At 63.8% G+C, this 24,560-nt stretch carries 16 protein-coding genes; 10 read left to right on the top strand and 6 right to left on the bottom strand.

Annotated elements, in window-relative coordinates; genetic code table 11:
• Position 1: 1 nt before the first annotated feature.
• Together ACW7G1_RS08985 and recJ are read left to right on the top strand one after the other, a co-directional pair.
• Positions 2-955 (top strand): phosphoglycerate mutase, encoded by a 954-nt coding sequence (locus tag ACW7G1_RS08985; protein ID WP_456979395.1) that lies wholly within the window; start codon positions 2-4, stop codon positions 953-955.
• The gene (recJ, locus tag ACW7G1_RS08990; protein ID WP_456979396.1) at positions 952-2,676 is read left to right on the top strand and encodes a single-stranded-DNA-specific exonuclease RecJ; all 1,725 of its coding nucleotides are present in this window, start codon (positions 952-954) and stop codon (positions 2,674-2,676) included. The genes ACW7G1_RS08985 and recJ overlap by 4 nt, the downstream gene beginning before the upstream one ends.
• 30 nt (positions 2,677-2,706) lie before the next feature.
• On the opposite strand, the gene ACW7G1_RS08995 is transcribed toward recJ, so the two are convergent.
• On the bottom strand, positions 2,707-3,996 hold the full coding sequence (locus ACW7G1_RS08995; protein ID WP_456979397.1) for an O-acetylhomoserine aminocarboxypropyltransferase/cysteine synthase family protein: 1,290 nt from the start codon (positions 3,994-3,996) through the stop codon (positions 2,707-2,709).
• 26 nt (positions 3,997-4,022) lie between these two features.
• Between ACW7G1_RS08995 and ACW7G1_RS09000 the strand changes: the two genes are divergently transcribed.
• The 3 genes from ACW7G1_RS09000 (at position 4,023) to lysS (ending at position 6,896) form a co-directional block, all read left to right on the top strand.
• Positions 4,023-4,250, top strand: coding sequence for a hypothetical protein (locus ACW7G1_RS09000; RefSeq protein ID WP_456979912.1), 228 nt, complete (start codon positions 4,023-4,025; stop codon positions 4,248-4,250).
• Positions 4,173-5,301 (top strand): peptide chain release factor 2 gene (gene prfB, locus ACW7G1_RS09005; RefSeq protein ID WP_456979398.1). Its coding sequence is split into 2 segments (ribosomal slippage): positions 4,173-4,247 and positions 4,249-5,301, totalling 1,128 coding nucleotides; the frame shifts between segments, so codons are not numbered across the junction. The genes ACW7G1_RS09000 and prfB overlap by 78 nt, the downstream gene beginning before the upstream one ends.
• Positions 5,302-5,357: 56 nt before the next feature.
• Positions 5,358-6,896 carry a lysine--tRNA ligase gene (gene lysS, locus ACW7G1_RS09010; RefSeq protein WP_456979885.1) on the top strand — a complete coding sequence of 513 codons (1,539 nt, stop codon included), beginning with the start codon at positions 5,358-5,360 and terminating at the stop codon, positions 6,894-6,896.
• 91 nt (positions 6,897-6,987) lie between these two features.
• Here lysS and ACW7G1_RS09015 read toward each other — a convergent pair whose 3' ends face one another.
• From ACW7G1_RS09015 to ACW7G1_RS09030, 4 genes are all read right to left on the bottom strand, one after another.
• Positions 6,988-8,661, bottom strand: coding sequence for a long-chain fatty acid--CoA ligase (locus ACW7G1_RS09015; protein ID WP_456979886.1), 1,674 nt, complete (start codon positions 8,659-8,661; stop codon positions 6,988-6,990).
• Positions 8,662-8,726: 65 nt separating this feature from the next.
• Entirely contained in the window at positions 8,727-9,578 is an 852-nt protein-coding gene (locus tag ACW7G1_RS09020) for a MurR/RpiR family transcriptional regulator (protein WP_456979399.1), read from the bottom strand.
• A 3-nt stretch (positions 9,579-9,581) separates the two neighbouring features.
• Positions 9,582-10,694 (bottom strand): dipeptide epimerase, encoded by a 1,113-nt coding sequence (locus tag ACW7G1_RS09025; RefSeq protein WP_456979400.1) that lies wholly within the window; start codon positions 10,692-10,694, stop codon positions 9,582-9,584.
• 22 nt (positions 10,695-10,716) lie between these two features.
• Complete coding sequence (locus ACW7G1_RS09030) at positions 10,717-12,180, bottom strand: C40 family peptidase (protein WP_456979401.1); 1,464 nt, start codon at positions 12,178-12,180, stop codon at positions 10,717-10,719.
• A 179-nt stretch (positions 12,181-12,359) separates the two neighbouring features.
• Between ACW7G1_RS09030 and ACW7G1_RS09035 the strand changes: the two genes are divergently transcribed.
• The 5 genes from ACW7G1_RS09035 to ACW7G1_RS09055 all read left to right on the top strand — a co-directional run bounded on the left by ACW7G1_RS09035 (position 12,360) and on the right by ACW7G1_RS09055 (position 21,589).
• Positions 12,360-13,898 carry a transglutaminase-like domain-containing protein gene (locus tag ACW7G1_RS09035; RefSeq protein ID WP_456979402.1) on the top strand — a complete coding sequence of 513 codons (1,539 nt, stop codon included), beginning with the start codon at positions 12,360-12,362 and terminating at the stop codon, positions 13,896-13,898.
• Between the two features lie 35 nt (positions 13,899-13,933).
• The gene (locus tag ACW7G1_RS09040) at positions 13,934-16,951 is read left to right on the top strand and encodes a TonB-dependent receptor (RefSeq protein ID WP_456979403.1); all 3,018 of its coding nucleotides are present in this window, start codon (positions 13,934-13,936) and stop codon (positions 16,949-16,951) included.
• A gap of 121 nt (positions 16,952-17,072) precedes the next feature.
• The gene (locus tag ACW7G1_RS09045; protein WP_456979404.1) at positions 17,073-18,302 is read left to right on the top strand and encodes a dipeptidase; all 1,230 of its coding nucleotides are present in this window, start codon (positions 17,073-17,075) and stop codon (positions 18,300-18,302) included.
• Positions 18,295-19,875, top strand: a complete 1,581-nt coding sequence (locus ACW7G1_RS09050) for a serine hydrolase domain-containing protein (RefSeq protein WP_456979405.1) — start codon at positions 18,295-18,297, stop codon at positions 19,873-19,875. Before ACW7G1_RS09045 ends, ACW7G1_RS09050 begins: the two co-directional genes overlap by 8 nt.
• The gene (locus ACW7G1_RS09055; protein WP_456979406.1) at positions 19,835-21,589 is read left to right on the top strand and encodes a serine hydrolase; all 1,755 of its coding nucleotides are present in this window, start codon (positions 19,835-19,837) and stop codon (positions 21,587-21,589) included. The genes ACW7G1_RS09050 and ACW7G1_RS09055 overlap by 41 nt, the downstream gene beginning before the upstream one ends.
• 47 nt (positions 21,590-21,636) lie before the next feature.
• On the opposite strand, the gene acnA is transcribed toward ACW7G1_RS09055, so the two are convergent.
• Positions 21,637-24,405, bottom strand: a complete 2,769-nt coding sequence (gene acnA, locus ACW7G1_RS09060) for an aconitate hydratase AcnA (protein ID WP_456979407.1) — start codon at positions 24,403-24,405, stop codon at positions 21,637-21,639.
• Positions 24,406-24,560 lie beyond the last annotated feature (155 nt).

Here is a 24,560-nt window from a genome sequence, read left to right on the forward strand (position 1 = left end):
GATGACCACCAACGCGGTCACCTTGCTGCTGCCGACACGAAGCCGGTTTGGTGGCCAGCGGTTGTCGGAAAGCGCCGGGCGATGGTTTGGGCGTGCTGACATGTCGCGGGTCGAGGCCGATCAGGTGGCACGCCAGTTCGACATCCTGCCGCGAGGTTGGCCGGTAGCAGCGGTAACCCGCCAGCTCGACGCTGGCGACGCAGTCGGATCCGCATGGCTTCGGGCCGACCCGGTCTACATCCAACCCGACATCAATGGTGCCCGGCTGCTGTCGCATGGGAATGCCTTGTCGCTGAGCGCGGCCGACAGCGCCGCGTTCCTGCCGGCGCTCAAGCCACTGTTCGGTGACATCGGTTTTCCGATCGATGCGCCGCATCCGGGCCGTTGGTACCTGCAAATGCCAGCGGGCGCACCGCTGCCGGTGATGGCATCGCTGGACCAGGCACTTGGTGCGGACTTGTTCGATCAGTTGCCGGAAGGTCCGGAAGGCCGTCGTTGGCGCGCCTTGCTGAGCGAAGCGCAGGTAGTCCTGCACAATCACCCACGCAACATCGAGCGTGTGTCGGCGGGGTTGGCACCGGTCAACTCATTGTGGTTCTGGGGGGCGAGTCGCGTTCCGGATTCTGTCCGAACGTCCCACGCAAGCCTGTTCAGTGACGACGACACCCTGATCGCCTTTGCGACCGCCGCCGGTGCCCACAACGGGCCGTTACCGTCGTGTTGGCAAGCGGGCGAGGGCGGGCAGCTGTTCGACCTGCGTCACCTGCGCGACCTGGCCGTGTTTGATCGCGATTGGTGGTTGCCCCTGCTGGTCGATCTGCAGGCCGGCAAGCTGACGCGCGCCACGATTGATTTCGCCGATGGCCACCAGCTCCTGCTGACACCCCGGCAGCGCTGGCGGTTCTGGCGCCGTCCCTGGCGCTCGTTCGTGGCCATCCCGGCCGCGTCGGAATGACGCCTATCAGCAAATTGCGCCGCCGGCCGGTGGTGGATTCCAGCTTGTGGCCAGCTCAGGTCCCGCCGCTGTTGCAGCGCATCTACGGTGCCCGCGGCGCAACCTCCATTGACCAGGCTCGTCCAAAGCTGGCCAACCTGCTGCCGCCCGATACATTGCTCGGGCTGGACGCGGCAACCACGCTGCTTGGCGACGCAATTGCGGGTGGCCGCCACATACTGGTGGTCGGGGATTTCGATTGCGACGGCGCCACCGCGTGCGCCGTTGCCGTGCGCGGCTTGCGGATGCTGGGCGCCCGCCATGTGTCGCATGCCGTGCCCAACCGGATGACTCATGGTTACGGGCTGTCGCCGGGATTGGTAGCCGACCTGGCCGCGCTGAAGCCCGACCTGTTGGTCACCGTTGACCACGGCATCGCCTGCCACGCCGGTATCACCGCTGCCAAGGCGTTGGGCTGGCAAGTGCTGGTAACCGATCATCACTTGCCGGGCGACACACTTCCCCCGGCCGATGCCATCGTCAATCCGAACCAGCCCGGCGATGGTTTCCCCAGCAAGATGCTGGCCGGTGTCGGGGTGATGTTCTACGTGTTGCTCGCACTGCGCCGGCGGTTGCGCGATGCCGGAAAGCTGGATGTCGGCATGGACGGCAAAGGGCCCGATCTGAGCCGGCTGCTTGATCTGGTCGCGGTGGGCACCATTGCCGACCTGGTGCCGCTGGATGCGAACAACCGTGCCTTGGTGGCCGCCGGCCTGCGTCGCCTGCGCGCCGGGCAGGGCTGCCCCGGCTTGCGTGCGCTGATCGACGTCGCCAAGCGCGATCCGGCCCGGCTGAGCGCGAGCGACATCGGCTTTGCGGTCGCGCCGCGTCTTAACGCCGCTGGCCGGCTGGAAGACATGGCGCTGGGCATCGAATGCCTGCTGACCGACGACATGAACCAGGCGCGCGAGATCGCCGATACCCTCAACCGGATCAACACCGAGCGCCGCGCCGTCCAGCAGCAAATGACCGAAGAGGCGGAAGTGGCCTTCGCCCAAGTGACGCTGGACACCGTGACACCGCTTGCGGTCTGCCTGTTCGACCCGGATTGGCACCCGGGCGTGGTTGGGCTGGTCGCATCGAAAATGAAGGAGCGCCTGCACCGTCCGGTGATCGCGTTCGCCCCGGCTGAGCCCGGTGGCGCGACCCTGCGCGGCTCCGCGCGCTCGATTCCCGGCTTCCATATCCGTGACGCACTGGCGATGGTCAATGCGCGCCACCCCGGTCTGGTCGAGCGCTTCGGCGGTCACGCAATGGCGGCTGGCTTGTCCTTGCCGGCCGCGTCGATGGAGGCGTTCGCGCAGGCATTCCGCGACTGCGTCGCTGCGACCCTGGATGCCGAACTGCTGCAGGCCGAGATCCTCAGCGACGGCGAACTGGCGGGCGAGGAGTTCACCCGTCGTAGTGCCGACGCATTGCGCGATGGCGGGCCTTGGGGGCAGGGCTTTGCCGAGCCGCAGTTCGATGGCGAATTTGACGTGCTGCGTTGGCGCGTGGTCGGCGAGCGCCACCTTAAACTGGAGCTCGGCCTCGGACGCACGCGCCTGAACGCCATCGAATTTGGCGGCTGGACCGGCGAGCCGCCGTCCGCACGAGTCCGCATCGCCTACCGGCTGGAAGCCGACGACTACCGCGGCGGCGACGCTATCCAGTTGGTCGTGGTGCACCGCGAAGCCGCTTGAGCGACATCGGTCGCCGCTTGACGCGCTGATTCAAGGGCTTGCAGCCAACGCCTGGTCCAGGTCCGCAATCAGGTCATCGATGTGCTCGATGCCGATCGACAGCCGGATCATGTCCTCGCTGACCCCGGCCTTGGCCAACTCGTCGGCGTCGAGCTGGCGATGTGTCGTTGAGGCCGGATGGGTGGCCAGCGACTTGGTGTCGCCAATGTTGACCAGCCGGGTAAACAATTGCAGCGCGTCCAGCACGCGCGCACCGGCAGCACGCGGGTCGCTGCCAGCCGGTTGCTTGACGCCGAACGACAAGATGCCCGAGGCCTTGCCGCCCATGTATTTCTGCGCCAGCGCGTGGTCGGGGTGATCGGGCAGCCCGGCATAACGCACCCACGCCACCTTTGGGTGCTGCTGGAGATGCTGGGCGATCGCCAGCGCGTTGTCGCAGGTGCGCTCCATGCGCAGGCCGAGCGTGGCCACGCCCTGCAGGATAAGGAACGCGTTCATCGGCGAGATCGCCGCGCCCATGTTGCGCAGTGGCACCACGCGAGCACGGCCGATGTAGGCGGCCGGCCCGAACGCCTCGGTGTAGACCACACCGTGGTAGGACACGTCCGGTTCGTTCAGGCGGCGGAAGCGCGCCTTGTGCTCGGCCCACGGAAACTTGCCGCTGTCCACGATGGCGCCACCAATACTGTTGCCGTGACCGGCGATGTACTTGGTCAGCGCGTGCACCACGATGTCGGCGCCGTGCTCGAACGGCCGGCACAGGTACGGGCTGGGCACGGTGTTGTCAACGATCAGCGGAATGCCGTGCGCGTGGGCGACCTCGGCCAGCGCGGCGATGTCGGTGACGTTGCCCAACGGGTTGCCGATAGACTCGCAGAAGATCGCCTTGGTGCGCGCGTCGATCAGCGGCGCGAAACTCTCCGGTTTGCCCGCATCGGCGAACCGCACTTCCAGACCCTGCTGCGGGAAGGTGTGCGCGAACAGGTTATAGGTGCCGCCATAGACCGTGGCGGTGGAGACGATGTTGTCGCCGGCCTCGGCGATGGTCTGGATGGCGTAGCTCACCGCTGCCATGCCCGATGCCACTGCCAGCGCGGCCACGCCGCCTTCCAGCGCCGCCACGCGTTGCTCCAGCACGTCCTGGGTCGGGTTCATGATGCGGGTGTAGATATTGCCCGGCACCTTGAGATCGAACAGATCCGCGCCGTGCTGCGCGTTGTCGAACGCGTAGGCCACCGTCTGGTAGATCGGCACCGCCGACGAACGGGTGGTCGGGTCTGGCGTGTAGCCGGCGTGGACAGCGAGCGTCTCGGGTTTCATGCAGGTAATTCCATATAAGTGGGCGCTTGTCGCAAGCAGGTGGGAATCCGATCATCTTTTATAGCGGGAAAGTCGGCGGCGCTGGTGCTGCCAGCGGAAACACAGCGTTGCCCGCGCCAACCGTCGCGCCAGATCAGCTAGAATTAACGGTCATCTTTTGCAATGAAATCACGGACATGATCGAACTGAATCCCGTCCACGAGCGCATCGTCGATCTCAAGGATCGGCTGGATGCGCTCAGGGGGTATCTTTGACTTCGACATCAAGGTCGAGCGTCTTGAAGAAGTAAACCGGGAGCTGGAAAGCCCCGACGTCTGGAACGATGCCGAACGTGCCCAGGCACTGGGTCGCGAGCGCGCGTCGCTGGACAAGGTTGTCAACGGCATCCGCCGCCTGACCGAGAGCGTGACCGGCGCTGAGGAACTGCTGGAACTGGCGGAGCAGGAACGCGATGACGACACCGCCCAGGCGGTGATTGAGGACATCGAAGCCTGCGCCAGGGATGTCGATGAGCTCGAGTTCCACCGCATGTTCTCCGGGGAGATGGACGACGCCGCCGCATTCGTCGACATCCAGGCCGGCGCCGGCGGTACCGAAGCCCAGGATTGGGCCGAGATCCTGCTGCGCATGTATCTGCGCTGGGCCGAGTCGCGCGGGTGGAAGGCGGAGCTGATGGAGGTCAGCGGCGGCGATGTCGCTGGGGTGAAGTCGGCAACGTTCCGGGTCGAAGGCGACTTCGCCTACGGCTGGCTGAAGACCGAGACCGGCGTGCACCGTCTGGTGCGCAAGTCGCCGTTCGATTCCGACAACCGCCGCCACACCAGCTTTACCTCGGTGTTCGTGTCACCGGAAGTCGATGACAACATCGAGATCGACATCAACCCGGCCGACCTCAAGACCGACGTGTATCGCTCCTCCGGCGCCGGTGGACAGCACGTCAACAAGACCGAGTCGGCGGTGCGCATCACCCACGTGCCCACCGGAACCGTGGCCGCCTGCCAGACCGAGCGCAGCCAGCACGCCAACCGCGACCGCGCAATGAAGATGCTGTCGGCCAAGTTGTACGAGTTGGAAATCCAGAAACGCAATGCGGTACGCGATGCGGTGGAGGCAACCAAGTCCGATATCGGCTGGGGCAGCCAGATCCGCAATTACGTGCTTGACCAGAGCCGGATCAAGGACCTGCGCACCGGCGTGGAACGCAGCGACACCCAGAACGTGCTTGACGGTGACCTGGACGAATTTGTCTCGGCCAGCCTGAAGGCGGGGCTCGAAGTCGGCGCCAAACGCACCGACGCGAGATAGTGCCTGCCTGCAAGCTCCCTTATCCGTGACTTGAAATGACCATGACCGATCCTGCCATGCCGCACGATGGAAACCACCAGTCCGACGAAAGCCGGCCGGACGAGAACAAGTCTGACGAGAACAGGCTCATTGCCGAGCGCCGCGCGAAATTGACCGCGCTACGAGGGCAGGGGATCGCGTTCCCGAACGACTTCCGTCGTGCGGACTATGCCGGCGACCTGCAGGCGGAGTACGCCGATGCCGGGCAATGGACCGCCGAGGCGCTGGAAGCCAAGGCTCATCGCGTCGTCGTTGCCGGCAGGCTGATGCTCAAGCGCGTGATGGGCAAGGCCAGCTTCGTGCAGATCCAGGACGAGTCCGGACGGCTGCAACTGTTTCTGCAAGCCAACACGCTGGGCGATACGTATGCCGCATTCAAGGGCTGGGATGTCGGCGACATCATCGGCGCGCATGGCGTCCTGACCCGTACCCGCACCGGCGAGCTGTCGGTCAAGGTCGACCAGTTGCGCCTGCTGACCAAGTCGTTGCGCCCGCTGCCCGACAAGTTCCATGGCCTGGCCGACGTGGAGCAGCGCTATCGCCAGCGGTATGTCGATCTGATTGTCTCGCCGGAGGCGCGCGAGGTGTTCGTCAAACGCAGCAAGATCATCCGTGCGATGCGCGAGTGGCTCGACAGCCGGCGCTTTCTCGAGGTCGAGACGCCGATGATGCATTACATCCCCGGTGGCGCCACGGCCAAGCCGTTCACGACCCATCACAACGCGCTGGACCTCGACCTGTACCTGCGCGTCGCGCCCGAGTTGTACCTCAAGCGGCTGGTGGTCGGCGGGCTGGAGCGGGTGTACGAGATCAACCGCAATTTCCGCAACGAGGGCGTGTCGACCCGGCACAACCCCGAGTTCACCATGCTCGAGTTGTACGAGGCCTATGCCACCTACAACGAGGTCATGGACCTGACCGAAGCCATGATCCGAGACATTGCCAGTTCCGTTCTGGGAACCACCCAGGTCGACTGGGACGGCCAGTCAATCGACATCGGCCCGGCGTTCCGGCGCTGGACGATGAGCGACGCGGTGCTGGAGCACAATCCCGAGATCAAACGCGAGGAACTGCGTGACATCGACGCCATGCGCGCCCATTGCACGCGGTTGAAAGTCGCAGTGAAACCCGGGTACGGCTGGGGCAAGCTGCTGCTGGAGATCTTCGAGAAGACGGTCGAGCACACGCTGGTCCAGCCGACCTTCATCACTCGGCACCCGGTCGAGGTCAGTCCACTGGCGCGCGCCAGTGATGACGATGCCGGCATGACCGACCGGTTCGAGCTGTTCGTGGGCGGCAAGGAATTGGCGAACGGCTTTTCCGAACTCAACGACCCGGAAGACCAGACCGCGCGCTTCCAGGCGCAGGTCGAGGCGAAGGAGGGCGGTGACGACGAGGCGATGCACTTCGACGCCGACTACATCCGCGCGCTGGAGATCGGCTTGCCGCCCACTGGTGGTCTGGGCGTGGGTATCGACCGGCTGGTGATGTTGTTGACCGGCTCGTCGTCAATCCGCGACGTGTTGTTGTTCCCGTACATGCGGCCGGAGGGGTGATCGGGGGCGAAGCGCCTGTAGGGATGGTGTATTACGCCTTTGGCTAATACACCCTACACACCCGCCTTGTGGGCGGGGTGAGGGGGCGATTCTACTCGGCAGGCTCGTCGCGCAGCTCGCGGCGCAGGATCTTGCCGACGTTGGACTTGGGCAACTCGGTGCGGAACTCGATCACCTTGGGCCGTTTGTACCCGGTCAGGTTCTCGCGTGCGTAGGCGGTGATCTGCTCGGCGGTCAGCGACGGGTCCTTCTTCACCACGACCAGCTTGACGACCTCCCCGGAGTGCTCATCGGGCACGCCGATGGCAGCCACTTCGAGCACGCCGGGCATCATCGCAACCACGTCCTCGATCTCGTTCGGATACACGTTGAAACCCGAAACCAGGATCATGTCTTTCTTGCGGTCGACGATGTAGAAGAACCCCTTCTCGTCCATCTTTGCGATATCGCCGGTATGCAGCCAGCCGTCGGCGTCGAGCACCTTGGCCGTTTCCTCTGGCAGCTGCCAGTAACCCTTCATCACTTGCGGGCCCTTGATACACAACTCGCCGACCTCGCCGGTGGCCAGGGCGTTGCCGTCTTCGTCCTTGATGGATGCGTCGGTGGACGGGATCGGCAGGCCGATCGCGCCGTTGAATTCACTCAGGTCCATCGGATTGATGCAGGCCGCCGGTGAGGTCTCGGTCAACCCGTAGGCTTCGATCAAGGTGCATCCGGTGGTCTTCTTCCAACGCTCGGCGACAGAACGCTGTGCCGCCATGCCGCCAGCAAGGGTGAGGCGAAGCTTGGAGAAATCGACCTCATCGAAACCCGGCGTATTGAGCAATCCGTTGAACAGCGTGTTGACGCCGGTGATGGCGGTAAACGATACCTTCTTGAGCTCCTTGACGAAGCCGGGCATGTCGCGCGGGTTGGTAATCATGTAGTTCAAGCCACCGAACTTCATGAACACCAGTCCGTTCGCCGTCAACGCGAAGATATGGTACAGCGGCAACGCGGTGATGATGACTTCCTGGCCCGGCACCACGTTGGTCCCAACCCACGCGGCGGCCTGCTGCATGTTCGCCACCAGGTTGCGGTGGGTCAGCATTGCGCCCTTGGCCACGCCGGTGGTGCCACCGGTGTATTGCAGGAAGGCGATGTCGCCGGACTGTACTTCGACCTTCGGCAGGGGGTGCTTCTTGCCCAGCTTCAGGGTCGTGGCAAATCGCACCGCGCCGGGGATGTTGAACTCGGGCACCATCTTCTTGATGTACCTGAGCACGAAATTGACCATTACCCCCTTCAGGCCAAGCATGTCGCCCAGCCCGGTGGTGATGACGGTCGTGATTTTGGTGTCGCTCAGCACTTCCTCGACGGTGTCGCCGAAGTTGTCCAGCACCAGCAGCACCGTCGCACCCGAGTCCACCAGCTGATGGCGGAGCTCGCGCGCGGTGTACATGGGGTTGGTATTGACCACGGTCAATCCGGCCCGCAGCACGCCAAAGGTCGCGATCGGGTATTGAAGGCAGTTGGGCATCATGATCGCCACGCGGTCACCCTTCCTGAGCTTCAATTCACCCAGCAGGTAGGCGGCGAACTGTGCACTGAGGGTGTCGATCTCGGCGTAGGTGAGCGTCTTGCCAAAGTTGGCGAACGCGGGGCGATCGCGGAAATTGGCGATGGCGTTATCCAGTACCGCCACGATCGATGGGTATTCGTCAACATCGATCTGCTCGGGAACCCCGGCTGGATACTGGTCAAGCCACGGACGTTCGACACTCATCGCGATCCCCTTGTCTGCACTGCGTTGTTGGTACTGGTCGTCCAAAGATTGGAGCATGACGGGGGTCAAAGTTCCAGCAGCGGTTGAATCTGTTCCAGGTTGGCTTGCAGCTGTTCTTCACGACCGCTTTCGCACAACAGCACGAACACGCGATCCAGCAGGTGCTGCAAGGCCGACTGATAGAGCAGGGGCTGGATGTGCACGCGATCATCGTGCGCAGACACCAGCAGGCTCAGGTCGGCATACGCCCGCAACGGGTTGGAGGTATGCCGGGTTACCGAGATCACGGTGCCCCGGCGCTCACGGAAGCATCGGGCCAGATGGCATAGCGGCGCTGCCTTTCCATGCTCGGAAAGCACCAGCAGCACATCACCGGGTGCGGCCGCGGAAACGCTGGCAGCCATGTGGGCCGGGTCAAAATTATGTACGGCAAGGATCCCCAGCAGGGAGAGCTTGAGGGCGAACGCGCGAGCGCGGATATCGTCGGCGCCCAATCCGATCAGGAACACCTTGCCACCCTCGGCCGCGACCGCTATTGCGGTAGCCACCGCAGCAACCGATTGCGGCGGATTGATCGAGCGGGTTTCCTGCTCCGCTTCGGTCTTGCGCTGCCACAGGTCGCCCGCTGCCGAGCCGTCGGGATCCGCATCGCTCCCCTGGTCGTCAACCTGGTTGTCGCCATTGCTGGCCCGGACGATGGCTTCCCCGACCGAGTACTTCAGGTCCGGATAACCCTTGAACCCCAGTTTCTGGCAAAACTTGACCACGCTGGACTGGCTGATTCCCAGCGCGTTGGCGATCTGCTGGGACGAGTAATCGCGCAGCAGTTGCGCGTTGTCCAGGACAAAGTCGGCGATACGACGCTCGATCGCCGACATCTGGTCGCGCTCGGCACGAATCTTCAGCAGGGCGGACACGGCTCAGGCCGCCACGACATCGCTGCCAATCGGCTCCATTCCGCGGATTTCACGGATCCCCAGCCCGGGTGCATCGGTGATCGATATTTCCGACTCGTTGAAGATCACGCCGCCCTCGACCGGGTTGAACAGGCACAGCGACGGGCCGTCCAGGTCGACCTTGGTGATCACGTCGGCCTTGGCCACGGCAACATGCACCGCCGCCGCCACGCTGATGCTGGTCTCCAACATGCAGCCGATCATGCACTGGATCTGGTGCATCGCGGCGATATCGGCGATGCGGATGGCATTGGAGATGCCGCCGGTCTTCATCAGCTTGATGTTGATGATGTCGGCCGCGCGCATGTTGATCAGCTTGATCACCTCCATCGGCCCGAACACGCTTTCATCGGCCATGATCGGCGTGTGCACGCGTTCGGTGACATAGCGCATCCCCTCCAGGTCGCGAGCCTTGACCGGTTGCTCGACCAGCTCCAGCCGCACGCCCGCATCTTCCAGGCCGCGGATCGCGTACACCGCTTCCTTCGCGGTCCAGCCCTGGTTGGCATCCAGTCGCAGCAGGGCGCGGTTCTCGACCGCCGCGTAGATTGCCTTGATCCGTTCGATATCGACGCCGATGTCCTTGCCAACCTTGATCTTCAACGAGTCGAAACCCCGTTCGACTGCGCTGATGGAATCGGCGACCATCTTGTCGATGGTGTCGACGCTGATGGTGATGTCGGTGGTGATCATCGGGTCGCCGCCGCCGAGCATCTTGTACAGCGGGGCATCGTAGAGCTGGCCGAACAGGTCGTAGATGGCGATCTCCACCGCCGCCTTGGCGCTGGAGTTTTTCTCCATCGCGGTCTGGATCAGGCGGGTGATCCGGTTGAGGTCCGCGATGTCCTCGCCGATCACGCGCGGGGAAATGTAATGGCGGATCGCGTCCACGATCGAGCCGTGCGTGTCGCCGGTGATCACCGCCGTCGCGGGCGCCTCGCCATAGCCGATATGGCCGGTGTCGGTGTGCACCATCACCACGATGTCCTCAACTTGCTCCACGGTGCGCAAGGCGGTCTTGAAGGGGGTTTTCAGCGGTACGCGGAGCATGCCGAACTTTATTTCAGTGATCTTCATGGGGTTCGTGCCCTGGTTCCGGTCAGTGGGATTTCGTTTTCGGCGGCGGCGCCAGCTTGCCGCGCACGTCGTGGGGACGCACGATGCTGGTGATGCGGTCGACGTAGTCCTGGTTTTTGTTGAACATCATCGGCAGCAGCGGGGTTACCGACACGCCGTTGAGGGCCATCGACTGCAATGTGCCGTCGGCGCCCAGGTAGCTGCCGCCGTGAGTGTCATGGATCATGTAGGGCGCGCCGTCGATGCGGCCGATCATCATCATCACGTGGCCGGGGATGTAGACCAGGTCGCCGACCTGCAGTTCCGCCACCGCGGCCATGCGGTCGACGCGGCTGTCATCCTGGTCGAACAGCACGTGATGCAACGCCGGGCTGACGGCTTGCGCGCTGGTATTGCGCGGCATCTGTACTCCCATGCTGCGGTAGATCTCGGACACGAAGCCGCTGCAATCGCGGGTGCCGTAGGCGTGGCCCCAGCCATAGCGCTCACCCAGGAACTTGAATCCCTGCCGCACCAGGTTGGCCTGCGTCAAAGGCAGGTAATCTGCGGCACTGTCGGCGCGTTTTGGCAGCAGTGCAGGGGAGAACGCCAGCGTGCCGTCGGGGTCGCGAACCGGCAGGCGCAGCACATGGGCGGTGTACGGATGCTGGCCATTCACGGGCTGGTCCAGCGGCACATCCGCTACTGGCAAACGAATCCCCATGTCGAGTTGCAGCCCGGAGACCCGCGGCTCCTCGCGGGTGAAAACGGTGTGCTCGGTGCCGCCGGTGATGACCCGGTACCGCGTGTCATCGACATAGCCAAACACGTCCGCGGCACTGCCTTCGGCGACCTGGCGCTTCTCGATCCACGCCGCGTAGCGTGGGCTGACGACGAACAGCCAGTCGCCATCGGCGCTTTGGTGGGCGATAACGACCGGCGTGCCGGGGAACAGCGCGCTCTCCTGCAGACGGTCGATATCGGTATCACCCTGGCGGCTGAACATCCGCTGCGCGGTGGGAAAGCCGCGCAATGCGGCACGATGGACGACCAGTCCATAACGGGTCTGTTGTGATTCCGCGATGGCCTCCAGTGCGAGGTTGTCGACCATCGCCTCCAGCGTCGTGGGGGCAACCGGAGCGCCGTCGACACCCCAGCGGCTCGTGGTGGGAGCGGTCGATATGGCATCGATCCAGCCGCGCACCTTCGCCTGGTCCAGATTCGGGGGCAGGGCGCGCAAATCATGCATCGACGGGTCGAGCTTGAACAAACGATCGTTCTGGGCGCTGATCGCATCGCGTCCCCCCAGTACCCGGTCGGGATGATCCATTCGTGCGACCCAGAATCCGGGGGCCAGGTGGGCGTCCTCAACCCCGATTACACCGTGGGCCGGGATGTCGCCGGTCAGCGGCGCAACCGCTGGCGCGTGAACTTCGCGTGCCGACAACGGGCAAGCAGCAAGCGCGATGGCGACGCCGAGCGCAAGGGAAAGGGACTGCAATCGCATCGTCATACCTTCATGGACTGGTCGGGGTGAATGGGTCGGGATGATCGCGTCAAACACTTATTGTGCACTGCGGAATACATCATTCTTATATCACGATAGTCGAGAATATATTATTGCTAATCGGTGGGGGCCGTGCTAAACAGCTCTCCATGGGGGCCACGGCAGGAGGGGTTCGAGCGATGGGTCAGGTTCTGGACAAATGCGCGTCAACCAGCACGGAGCAAGCCTGTGGGCCGTGGCTGGGAGCCGTGCTGTTCGCTTTGCTGGCGGTGTTGCCCATGTTGGGTGTCGCCGCCGAGGCGCAGGATAAATCGGCATTGCCCGCGGTCATCGCGATGGTCGATGACGGTCACTTCCGCGACGCCGAGGCCGCCATCGTCGCAGCGCTTCGGGACGACTCCCTCGACGCCGGCACCGAGCAGGCGTTGCAATTTGAACGCGAGCGCATGCGTCGCATCCTGATCGACTTCCATCTGCAGGAGGAGCAAGTATTGCAGCGCCTCCGCAAGCAGATACCCGACCTGCAAGCGGATGAATTCGCCGGCTGGAAGCAGGACAACCTGATTGAACACCGCGTCATCGACGCAGAGACCTGGTACTTCGACCGCGCGGTGCCAAACCTGTTCCGGCTCAGTGACCAGGCGGCTGCGCGCCGCGCCAATCCCAAGCCCTTCAGCGAAGGCCCGATGGAATCGGCCAACGCCCATCACGAGGCCATTCGTACCCAGGCGCAGGCCAGCAACCAGACCAGCGTGCTGCCACGCCGGGTACGGGTAACCCAGAAACTGAGCGTGCCCGCCGATACCGTCCCAGCCGGTGAGATGGTTCGTGCCTGGATCCCGTTTCCACGCGCGATTGCCGGTCAGCAGGAAGCCATTGACCTGCTGGACAGTGAGCCCGACGACGCGGTCATCGCTCCCGAGTCGGTTGCCCAACGCACCGTCCATCTGGAAAAGCCCGCACGGGCCGGGGAGTCGACGGATTTCTCGATCAGCTACGAGCTCACCTTGTACGCGCAGTACCACGCGATCGACCCTGACCAGGTCCAGCCAGCGCCTGCAACGACCGAGCTGGCAGCAAACCTGGGTGAGCGCGCCCCGCACATCGTGTTCACCCCCGCCTTGCGCGAGTTCTCGCAGAAGGTCGTTGGCGATGAGACCAACCCGTACCTGATCGCCCGGAAGCTGTTTGCTGCCGTCGACGAGATTCCCTGGGCCGGTGCACGCGAATACTCGACCATTTCCAACATCAGCGATTACGCGCTGCACGCAGGCCATGCCGATTGCGGGCAACAGACGCTGTTGCTGATCACCCTGCTGCGGCTCAACGGGATTCCGGCGCGCTGGCAGTCGGGGATGGTGTTCGAAGGTGGCGAAGGCCCCGACGACGACTACTGGAACCTGCACGACTGGGGCCAGCTGTATCTGGCCCCGTATGGCTGGGTGCCCATGGACGTGACCACGGGGCGGTTGCAGGGAGCCGTCGACGACCAGGGCAACAGCCTGGAGTGGTTCTACCTTGGCGGCCTGGACGCCTACCGCATCGCCTTCAATGATGATTTTGGCGGTGATTTCTATCCCGAAAAACAGTTTTTTCGCTCCGAAACGGTCGACTCACAAAGGGGGGAGGTCGAGTGGAGCGGAGGCAATCTGTACTTCGACCAGTGGGATTACAGCTTTGAGGCACAGCTGCTGCCGCAACCTGATGCAAACCCGTAGATACGCCTGACAAACAACTTTTTGCCGGAGGGGTCATGAATAACAAGAAAGTGTTGCGAACAAGAGTACTGGTAGCCGCGTTGGGTCTTTGCCTGGCGTCATTGGCTCCGGTGGCCATGGCCCAGAGCGTCACCGGTGCCGTCGCGGGTAGTGCAGATGCTGGCACGCAGGTCACTATCACCAACACGTCGACGGGGGCGTCGCGCTCCGCGACGGTGAGCGAAGACGGCAGTTATCGCATCGGCCAATTGTCTCCGGGTCAGTACACCCTGACATCCGGGTCGGGAGCTCCGGTTTCTGTCAGTGTTTCCCTGGGTGGGACCACGACCGTCAATCTGACCAGCGGCGGCGCGGTAAACCTGGCCGCCGTGCAGGTGGTCGGTTCCAGAGTGGTCAACCGCGTGGACGTCAATTCCACCGAGTCCTCCACCAACGTCAACCGCGAGGAGCTTGCGCGGCTGCCGGTGGACCAGAGCCTGGGAGCCGTTGCGCTGTTGGCGCCAGGCGTGGTTTCATCGGGCGCCAGCTTCGGCGGTCTGTCCTTCGGTGGCTCGTCGGTGGCGGAGAACGTCGCCTACATCAACGGGCTGAACGTTACCGATCCCTATCGCCGCCAGGGATTTTCATCCGTCCCCTTCGGGTTCTATGAGGAGTTCCAGGTCAAGACCGGCGGCTATTCGGCGGAATTCGGCCGTAGCACCGGCGGCGTCATCAATGCCGTGACCCGCTCCGGAGGCAACGAGTTCAAGGCTGGCGCCGAGGTGACGATGGAACCGGCGGCCTGGACATCCTCGAAGAAGGACGAGTTCCACAAAAACGGCACCCTCGATGAGCGCGATCGCATGAGCCGCGACGACGGGTCGTTCTACAAGGCCAACGTCTGGGCATCCGGCGCCCTCGTGCAGGACAAGTTGTTCTTCTTCGCGATGTATGAACAGCGCGACAGCAATCCGCGGGACATCGACACGATCGAGTCCTGGTACACCGACAGCAACAACGACTTCTGGGGCGGCAAGCTCGATTGGCAGATCAACGACAATCACTCGCTGGAACTGCTGGCCTTCTCCGACAAGTCCGACTCGGCTACCAGCAAGTATGATTACGACTGGGATAGCGCCACGCGTGGCGCAAAGGTTGGTGAAAGCTATGACGGCTCCGGCGGCGACAACTGGTCGGCGACCTATACCGGGCACTTCGGCCAGAACTTTGTCGCCAAGGCGATGTATGGCGTGAACGAGCGTAGCGCCACCGGCGGCAGTCCATGGGACGGGGGCTGCAGCATCGTTGACCGAACTGGCGAATACACCGAGATATTCGGGCCGGAGACCACGCGGGAAGGCTGTCACCCGAGCAACAGCAGCATCAGTAGCCGGTTTGACAAGCGCGAGGCAGCGCGCCTGGACTTCGAGTGGACGATGGGCGACCACCTGCTGCGCTTCGGCGTCGACCAGGAAATCTCGGATTCCAACAGTTCCAGGGTATATCCGGGTGACGGCGTAAGTTACATAGTGAACGGCGCCAAAACACCACCGCCGGATGCAAATGGGGTTCCCGCTACAAGCAACGGCCAGCTTCCGAACGGCACGACGATTCCGCTCGACATGCATGCCTATGTCGACGCCCGCCACTACATCACCGGCGCCCCGGTCTCGACCAAGGTGCAGGCGATCTACGTGGAAGACAACTGGAATGTCACCTCCAACCTGCTGCTGAACATCGGTGTGCGCGCCGACAAGTTCGAGAACACGCTGGCTTCGGGCGCGACCTTCGCCAAGGCCGATTTCAGCGACATGATCTCGCCACGCCTGGGCTTCAGCTGGGACGTCCAGGGCGACGGCAGGACCAAGGTGTTCGGTAACGCGGGCCGCTACTACACCCCACTTACCAACAAGCTCACCGACTATTTCGGCGGCGGAACCACCGATGAGCATACGTACTACGAGTTCGGTGGATGGGTCGAACGTACCGACCCGGTCACCGGTGGCACCTATCTGGCCCCGGAGCTTGGCGCCCAGCTCGGTGCGGTCAACACTACGGGCAACGTTCCCGCGCCCGATGACGTCCGCACGGCAGTCAGCCGCGACCTGAAGCAGGTATTCCAGGACGAGTTCATCCTGGGCTTCCAGCAGGCGATCGACAACGCTTGGTCGTATGGCGTCAGCGCCACTTACCGCGAGATGACCCGCGCCGTGGAAGACGCGCGCATCAATCATGTAGAAGGATGCCCGTGGTATTCCGGTGACTGGCCCATCATCAACCCCGGCGAAAGCAATACCCTGTGGTGCCCGGACACGGAGGAGTGGGTTGAATTTGACAGTTCCAAGGACGGCTACATGGCGCTCGGCAGCGGCGCCATCATGGGATACAGCAAGCCCAAGCGCACCTACAAGGCCCTTGAATTCCAGTTGGACCGCGCCTGGGATGACAAGTGGGCATTCAACGCCAGCTACCTGTGGTCCAAGTCCGAGGGCAACATCGAAGGGCCGGTCAACTCGGACACCGGCTACAATGACACCAACCTGGTGCAGTACTTCGACCACCCGGCCGTCAACGAGCGTTACGGCGTCCTGTTCAACGACTCCCGTCACCAGATCAAACTGCGCGGCAGCTACAAGCTCAATGAGATGTGGAGCTTTGGCGGCACACTGTCCTCACGGTCCGGCGGTCCGATCACCGCTTTCGGCGTGAGCTGGCCCAACGATGATCGCAGTGCCGGCGGGCCCGGTGAGTACAGCGGCGGCGGTTCCGGCTGGCTGTGCGTGGCGAACTGTGACAACTGGGAGACGCGGGAACTGGTCTTCACCGAGCAGGGTGCATTCGGCCGCATGCCCTGGGTCACCAACCTGGGTGCCAGCGTGACCTGGACGCTGCCGTCGGCAAGCATGGACCTGAAGGCACGCCTCTCCGTCTTCAACCTGTTGAACAGCCAGACCGCAACCCGGGTGCATTCCCGTTACGAAAGCACCCCGGGCAACGAAATGCCGTACTTCGGGGAAGCGCTTGGCTGGCAGTCGCCGCGTTACGCGCAGTTGGTCGTGACCTACACATTCTGAGTCACGCCCCAATCGGCGGCCCGCTTGTCGGGCCGCCATCCGGTCAAGGCCACCAATTATTTCGCCATGCTTACGGACAAGTGAGCATCGGCAAACGCCCGGCCGAGGCCGGAAGGAAGATATGAATACTCGCATTGGCATAGTTTGCGCGGCGCTGGCCGTCTCACTTGCGGGCTGCGCTCAGCAGCCCGTCTTTACCGCGCCACCCAGTCCGCTGACCATCGATACCCACGTAGATATCCCGCTGGACTACATGCGCGACCCGCGCTTCGACGTCGGCACCGACACCGAGCTGCGGGTCGACCTGGGCAAGATGGAACGTGGCGGCCTGGATGCGGCGTTCTTCGTTATCTATACCGAGCAGGGGCCATTGACCGACGCCGGCTATGCCGACGCGATGGCGCAGGCGGAGCGCAAGTACTCGGCGATCGAGATGATGCTGGAGCGGTATCCCGACCGCATCGCCTTGGCGACCACGCCCGAACAGGTGCGCCAGCACAAGGCCGACGGACTGCTGTCGGCGATGATCGGCATCGAGAATGGCTACTCGTTGGGTGAGGAGCTCGACAACCTCGACGCAGCGTATGCACGTGGTGCGCGTTATCTCGGTTTGACCCACGTCGGCCACAACGCCATCTGTACCAGTTCCAGTGGGCGTCCGGAGTTCGGCGATGCGCCGCCCGGGGACGTGGGTTTGAGCACCTTCGGGCGCTCGGTGGTGCAACGCGCCAACCAGTTGGGGATCATGGTCGATGTTTCCCACACCTCGGATGCCTGCGTGCGTGACGTGCTGGCGGCATCGACCGCGCCGGTGATTGCATCCCACTCCGCAGTCAACGCGCTGACCGACAACCCGCGCAACCTGGACGATGCCCAGTTGCTGGCGATCGCCGACCATGACGGCGTCGCCGACATCGTTGCCTACACCTACTTCCTGAAGTCCGACCCCGCACGCGAGGAGGCCGAGGACGCACTCCAGGCGGAAGTTGCCAAGCAGGCCGGCGCGGCGGAGTTCGACAGTGAGCTGCACGAATCCCTGCCCGCGTACATGGCCGGCATCCAACGTATCAAAGAGCAATTCCCGATAGCCGACCTCGACGATTACCTGGATCACATCCAGCACGCCGTCCAGGTCGCCGGCATCGACCACGTCGGACTGGCCTCCGACTTTGATGGTGGTGGCGGCATCACCGGGTGGAACGACGCCTCGGAGACCGCGAACGTAACGGAAGGGTTGCGTCGTCGTGGATTCACCGACGCGCAGGTTGCCAAACTCTGGGGCGGCAACCTGTTGCGGGTCTGGAGCGATGTCGAGCAGGTTGCGCAGCGGATGAAGGCCACGGATGACTGAGTCCGTGCGTCATTCGCGATCGTGGGCGAGGGCGTTGTCGGCTGTGGCACTAGTGGTGGCTGCAGCATCGCCGGCCGCCGCTGCCACGGACGACTCGCAGCCGGCGTTCGACCGCGTATTTGATGCCGTGATGGATCGGTACCAGTTGCCGGGGATCGCGGTGGGTGTCATTGAAGACGGCCAGGTCGTCTACATGCGCACCGCCGGCGAGCTGGCCGAAGGCTCCGGCCAACCGGTCACGCCCGACACGCTGTTCAAGATCGCCTCCAACACCAAGGCGATGACCGCCAGCGTGTTGGCGCGGCTGGTCGATGCCGGCAAGCTGCGCTGGGACGACCCGGTGGTCAAGCACCTGCCGCAGTTCCGCATGCACGACCCGTGGGTCACCCAACACATGCTGGTCCGCGACCTGCTGGTTCACAACAGCGGCCTGCCCGAGGGCGGCGGCGACCTGATGCTGTGGCCGCAGCCGAACCAGTTCGATCGCGACGACATCATCAATGGGCTGGCCCATATCAAGCCCGCCTACGGATTCCGCTCGGGCTATGCCTACGACAACCTGCTGTATGTCGTCGCCGGTGAAGTGGCGGCCGCGGTGGGTGGTGCGTCTTATGAGGAGTTGGTCCGGCGCGAGGTGTTCAAGCCGCTCGGACTGGACCGCTGCATGGTCGGCGAGATCGATCGCGCGGCGGTCGGCAATATCGCCCAGCCACATCGCCGGGAGGACGGCCGCAACGTTCCAGCCACGGTCGACGACGAGATCATCCCGGCGATCACGTCGGCGGCCGCTGGCGGCATCCGCTGCAGTGTCGGCGACATGCTCGACTGGGCACGGAACTGGCTGGTGCCGACCGAACAGCAGCTGCAATGGTTGTCGCCGGAGCAGCGCAAGGCGATGTGGACAGCGCGCACGCCGATGCCGATCTCACAGCGCAGCCGCGACTGGAACAACACCCATGCCTACGCCTACGCGTTCGGTTTCCGCCTGGCCGATGTCGACGGCGCCTGGACGGTCTCGCATACAGGAACGCTGTCGGGCATGTACTCGGTGATGACCCTGTTGCCGGATTCGGATTCCGGCTTCGTGGTGTTGATGAACGGTAATGCCGGCGAGGCCCGGACGGTGATCAACCAAGTGCTGCTGAAGCACTTCACGGCTCCGCAAGAGACTCTTGCGGTCGCTGACTATGCGGCGCGCATCGCCAACCAACCGGCGTCGGCCGGCGATTCACAGATGCCTGACACCTCCGCCCGTGTCCCGGCCACGGCCGCGGCGCTTTCCAACCAGTTGGGCCGTTACACCGATCCCTGGTTCGGCGAGGTGGCGGTATGCAAGGGTGAGGGTGACGTGCGCTTCACCGCGGTCAAGTCGCCGCGCTTGCGCGGGCAGGTGATGGAAGTGGAGGGGCGACTGCTGGTCGATTGGGACGGTCCGGGCCTGGATGAAGCCTGGCTCGACTTCGCCGATGCAGGTGCGTCGCCCGCGCTCTCGATGGCCAAGGTAGATCCGAATGCCGATTTCAGTTCCGACTATGAGGACCTCGCTTTTGAACGCACCGGTGATTGTGACTAGAACGCTACTGCGACTCGCCGCCGCGGCCTTGGTGGCGACGCTCGTTGGCGCCTGCGCGTCGACCGCTTCAACCACCGCTTCAAACGCGTCGACGCCGCAGCTGTCACCGGCGCAGACCCACGCCGAAGCCGGTCTGGTTGACATCCGCAGCCTCGTCCCCGACATGGTCCAGGAAATCCGCTACGCCGGCAGTGAGAACTTCGTCGGCGTGCCGATCGATGGTTACGAGGCCCCGCGCTGCTATCTGCTGGAACCTGTCGCCGAGGCCTTGCAAAAGGTCGAGCAGGACCTGCGCCAACAGGACCTGCGCCTGAAGATCTTTGACTGCTACCGGCCCACCCGCGCCGTCGCGCACTTCGTCCGCTGGGCCAACGACCCCGACGACGTGCGCAACAAGGCCGACTACTACCCCGACATGGACAAGCCCAACCTGCTGAACGGCTACATCGCCGCGGTGTCCGGCCACAGCCGCGGCGCAACGGTCGACCTGACCTTGCTGCAATGCGAGACCTGCGAACCGCTCGACATGGGTACCGGTTTCGACTTCTTCGGCCCGATCGCCAACACCGACTCGTCGTTGGCGACACCGGCCCAGCGCGCCAATCGCGAACGCCTGCGTGAGGCGATGGAGCGCCACGGGTTCGCCAACTATCCGATGGAGTGGTGGCACTACACGCTGCGACCGGAGCCGAGCCCGACGCTCATGTTTGACGTACCCGTGTCCCAACCCACGGCCGACCAGTTGATGGGTCGCTATGACGGCGACGTGCCCGGCGCATCGCTGCTGGTAATCAAGGATGGCCAGCCGGTGGTGCGACGCGGCTACGGCCTGTCCGATCTCGAGAGCGGCACCGAGGCCGGCCCGACGACCAACTACCGGCTGGCATCCGTCAGCAAGCAGTTCACCGCCGCCGCGATCCTGCTGCTGGCCGAGGACGGCACGCTCGACCTCGACGACCCGTTGCGGCAGTGGCTGCCGTCGCTGCCGGATGCCGCCGACGGCATCACCCTGCATCACGTGCTCAGCCACACCTCCGGATTGATCGACTACGAAGACCTGCTTCATGACGGCATGATCCCGGAAAACACGACCGGGCAAGTCCATGACGCCGACGTGCTGCACCTGCTCGAAGGCCAGGACCAGACCTACTTCGAGCCCGGCACCGACTACCGCTACAGCAACAGCGGCTACGCCTTGCTGGCGTTGATCGTGGAGCGCGCTTCCGGCCTGGACTACCCCGCGTTCCTGCGCGAGCGGATCTTCCTGCCGCTGGGCATGCACGACACCCTGGCCTACGTGCAGGGCGGCCCGGAAGTCCCCAACCGCGCCTTCGGGTACAGCCAGGTCGACGGCCAGTGGACGCGTACCGACCAGAGCCAGACCAGCGCGGTGCTCGGCGACGGCGGCATCTACTCGTCGATCGACGACCTCGCCAAGTGGGACGCCGCGCTGTACGACGACCGCCTGCTCAGCGACGAGTCGCGCCGCCTCGCATTCACCGCGGCGACCCCGACCGATGATCCCGCAGTTGAATACGGCTACGGCTGGCGCATCACCGACGACAGCCTGTGGCATTCCGGGGAGACCATGGGCTTCCGCAACGTGATCGTGCGTTACCCACAGCAGCGGCTGACGGTGGTGTTGCTCAGCAACCGCAATGATCCCGAACCGTATTCGACCGCGCTGGAAATTGCCGAGCTGTTCAAGCGATAAGCAAAAAAAAGCGGCCGAAGCCGCTTTTTTTTCAGGTCGGAAAGGCTTTATGCAGCCTTTCGGGCCAGGTCGCGCAGCACGTAGTGCAGGATCCCGCCATTGCGGTAGTACTCGGTTTCCTTCGGCGTCAACAGCAATACGTCGACCTCGAAGCGCTTCTCACTGCCGTCGGCCTTCTTCGCGACCACGGTAGCGGTCTTGGAAGCGCCGTCCTGCAGGCCGATCACGTCGATGACCTCCGAGCCGTCCAGGCCGTGGGTACGTGCGGTTTCGCCATTCTTGAACTGCAGCGGGAGCACGCCCATGCCAACCAGGTTGGAACGGTGGATGCGCTCGAAGCTCTCCGCCACGACCGCCTTTACGCCCAGCAGGATGGTGCCCTTGGCCGCCCAGTCACGCGAGGAGCCGGTGCCGTATTCCTTGCCGGCAAATACCACCAGCGGGACGCCGTCGGCCTTGTACTTCATCGCCGCGTCGTAGATGTCCATCTGCTCGCCGGCACCACCATCGCTACCGAAGTACCTGGTGAAGCCGCCTTCCACGCCGTCCAGCATCAGGTTCTTGATGCGGATGTTGGCGAACGTGCCACGAACCATCACGTCATCGTTGCCGCGACGCGAGCCGTAGCTGTTGAAATTGGCATGCTCGACGCCGCGCCCCAGCAGGAAACGCCCCGCAGGCGAGTCCTTCTTGATCGCGCCGGCCGGTGAGATGTGGTCGGTGGTGATCGAGTCGCCAAACAGGCCCATCACACGGGCGCCATGCAGGTCATCGATCGCGGCCACATCCATGGTCATGCCATCGAAGTACGGCGGGTTCTTGATGTAGGTCGAGGCCTCGTCCCAGGCGAAGGACTCGCCGTCGGGCGACTCGATCTCGTTCCAGCGGGCGTCGCCCTTGAACACGTCGGCGTAGTTCTGCGCGAACAGCTCGGGACCGACCGTGGCGGCGATCATGTCGCCGATCTCCTGGTTGGTCGGCCAGATATCGCGCAGGTAGACGTCGTTGCCGTCCTGGTCCTTGCCCAGCGAATCATTGACCAGGTCCAGGTCGATGCTGCCGGCAATCGCGTAGGCGACGACCAGCGGTGGGGAGGCAAGATAGTTCATCTTCACCTCGGCGTGGATGCGGCCTTCGAAGTTGCGGTTGCCCGACAACACCGCCGCGACGGCCAGGTCGTTCTCCGCGATGCCCTTGGACACGGCGTCAAGCAGCGGACCGGAGTTGCCAATGCAGGTGGTGCAGCCATAGCCCACCACATAGAAGCCAACTTTTTCCAGGTCCTCAAGCAGGCCCGCTTTCTGCAGGTAGTCGGTCACCACGCGCGAGCCGGGACCGATCGAGGTCTTGACCCAGGGTGCGGCCTTCAGGCCCCTGGCCGCCGCCTTGCGTGCGACCAGGCCCGCGCCCAGCATCACCGCCGGGTTGGACGTGTTGGTGCACGAGGTGATGGCGGCAATCACCAGCGAGCCATCGCTCAGGGCATGGTCCTGGTCGTCCAGGCGGATATTCGAGATCGGCTTTGCCGCCAGGTGTTCGGCCTGCGGCTGGGCACCACCTTCGTCCTTCAACTCCTGCACCGCACAACCCACTCGGTTGGCGGTGAAGCCCTTCACGTTGGTGGTGAAGTTTTCCTGCATGTCGCTCAACAACACGCGGTCCTGCGGTCGCTTGGGGCCCGCCAGCGACGGCTTGACCTCGGACATGTCCAGTCCGATCACCGAGGAATATTCGGCCTCGGGCTGGCCGGCCTCGTGCCACAAGCCCTGGGCCTTGGCGTAGGCCTCCACCAGTGCAATCTGCTCTTCGCTGCGGCCTGACAGGCGCAGGTACTTCGATACCTCGGCATCGATCGGGAAGATACCGCAGGTGGCACCGTACTCCGGTGACATGTTGCCGATGGTGGCGCGGTCGGCCAGCGGCAGGTTCTGCAGGCCTTCACCGAAGAACTCGACGAACTTGCCGACCACGCCATGCTTGCGCAGCATCTGGGTAACGGTCAGCACCAGGTCGGTCGCCGTTGCGCCCTCGGGCAGCTTGCCGGTCAGCTTGAAGCCGACCACCTGCGGGATCAGCATCGAGGACGGTTGGCCCAGCATCGCGGCCTCGGCCTCGATACCGCCAACACCCCAACCCAGCACACCGATGCCATTGATCATCGTGGTGTGGCTGTCGGTACCAAATACCGTGTCCGGGAACGCCATCAACTCGGTCACGCCCTGGTCGTTGGTGACCTCAGTGCCCATCACCACGCGGGCGAGGTTCTCCAGGTTGACCTGGTGGACGATGCCGGTGCTGGGCGGCACGACCTTGAAGTTTTCCAGCGCCTTCTGGCCCCAGCGCAAAAAGCCGTAGCGCTCCTTGTTGCGCTCGAATTCGATCCGGCCATTGATGTCCAGCGCGTCGGGACGGCCATACACATCGACCTGCACGGAGTGGTCGATCACCAGCTCGGACGGGATCTGCGGGTTGATCTGGCTCGGGTTTCCCCCCAGCTTGGCGACGGCATCGCGCATCGCGGCCAGGTCGACCACGCAGGGCACGCCGGTGAAGTCCTGCAGCACCACGCGGGCGGGCATGAAGGCGATCTCGCTGGAAGTCTCCGCCGCCGGATCCCATTGCGCGACTGCCTCGATATGCTCTTTGCCGACAGTGATCCCGCCATCTTCGTTGCGCAGCAGGTTCTCAAGCAGGATCTTCATCGAATAAGGCATCTTTGCCAGATCGAAGCGCTTGCCCAATGTGGGCAGGCTGAAATAGGTATAGGACTTGCCGTTGACGTCGAGTTGCGCGCGTGTGGCGAAGGAGTCGGCCATGAGGAGCTCCGTAGCTGGAAAAACATGGGGGGAGGGCAGCGCGACAGGCCCTTGGGAAATGATCACGCCCAGGACAGCCGCCGCAGTACGATCCTCCTATTATGCCGGAAATCGCTATTTATCGCCTGCGGCGGCCCGTTGGGAGCGGGCCATGA

It is taken from the genome of Lysobacter sp. A378, assembly GCF_054052125.1.

Bases quoted from the DNA above. Each gene is read 5' to 3' on its own strand.
- ACW7G1_RS08985 (WP_456979395.1), top strand. From the start codon at position 2: ATGACCACCAACGCGGTCACCTTGCTGCTGCCGACACGAAGCCGGTTT.
- recJ (WP_456979396.1), top strand. From the start codon at position 952: ATGACGCCTATCAGCAAATTGCGCCGCCGGCCGGTGGTGGATTCCAGC.
- ACW7G1_RS08995 (WP_456979397.1), bottom strand. From the start codon at position 3,996: ATGAAACCCGAGACGCTCGCTGTCCACGCCGGCTACACGCCAGACCCG.
- lysS (WP_456979885.1), top strand. From the start codon at position 5,358: ATGCCGCACGATGGAAACCACCAGTCCGACGAAAGCCGGCCGGACGAG.
- ACW7G1_RS09015 (WP_456979886.1), bottom strand. From the start codon at position 8,661: ATGAGTGTCGAACGTCCGTGGCTTGACCAGTATCCAGCCGGGGTTCCC.
- ACW7G1_RS09025 (WP_456979400.1), bottom strand. From the start codon at position 10,694: ATGAAGATCACTGAAATAAAGTTCGGCATGCTCCGCGTACCGCTGAAA.
- ACW7G1_RS09030 (WP_456979401.1), bottom strand. From the start codon at position 12,180: ATGCGATTGCAGTCCCTTTCCCTTGCGCTCGGCGTCGCCATCGCGCTT.
- ACW7G1_RS09035 (WP_456979402.1), top strand. From the start codon at position 12,360: ATGGGTCAGGTTCTGGACAAATGCGCGTCAACCAGCACGGAGCAAGCC.
- ACW7G1_RS09040 (WP_456979403.1), top strand. From the start codon at position 13,934: ATGAATAACAAGAAAGTGTTGCGAACAAGAGTACTGGTAGCCGCGTTG.
- ACW7G1_RS09045 (WP_456979404.1), top strand. From the start codon at position 17,073: ATGAATACTCGCATTGGCATAGTTTGCGCGGCGCTGGCCGTCTCACTT.
- ACW7G1_RS09050 (WP_456979405.1), top strand. From the start codon at position 18,295: ATGACTGAGTCCGTGCGTCATTCGCGATCGTGGGCGAGGGCGTTGTCG.
- ACW7G1_RS09055 (WP_456979406.1), top strand. From the start codon at position 19,835: ATGAGGACCTCGCTTTTGAACGCACCGGTGATTGTGACTAGAACGCTA.
- acnA (WP_456979407.1), bottom strand. From the start codon at position 24,405: ATGGCCGACTCCTTCGCCACACGCGCGCAACTCGACGTCAACGGCAAG.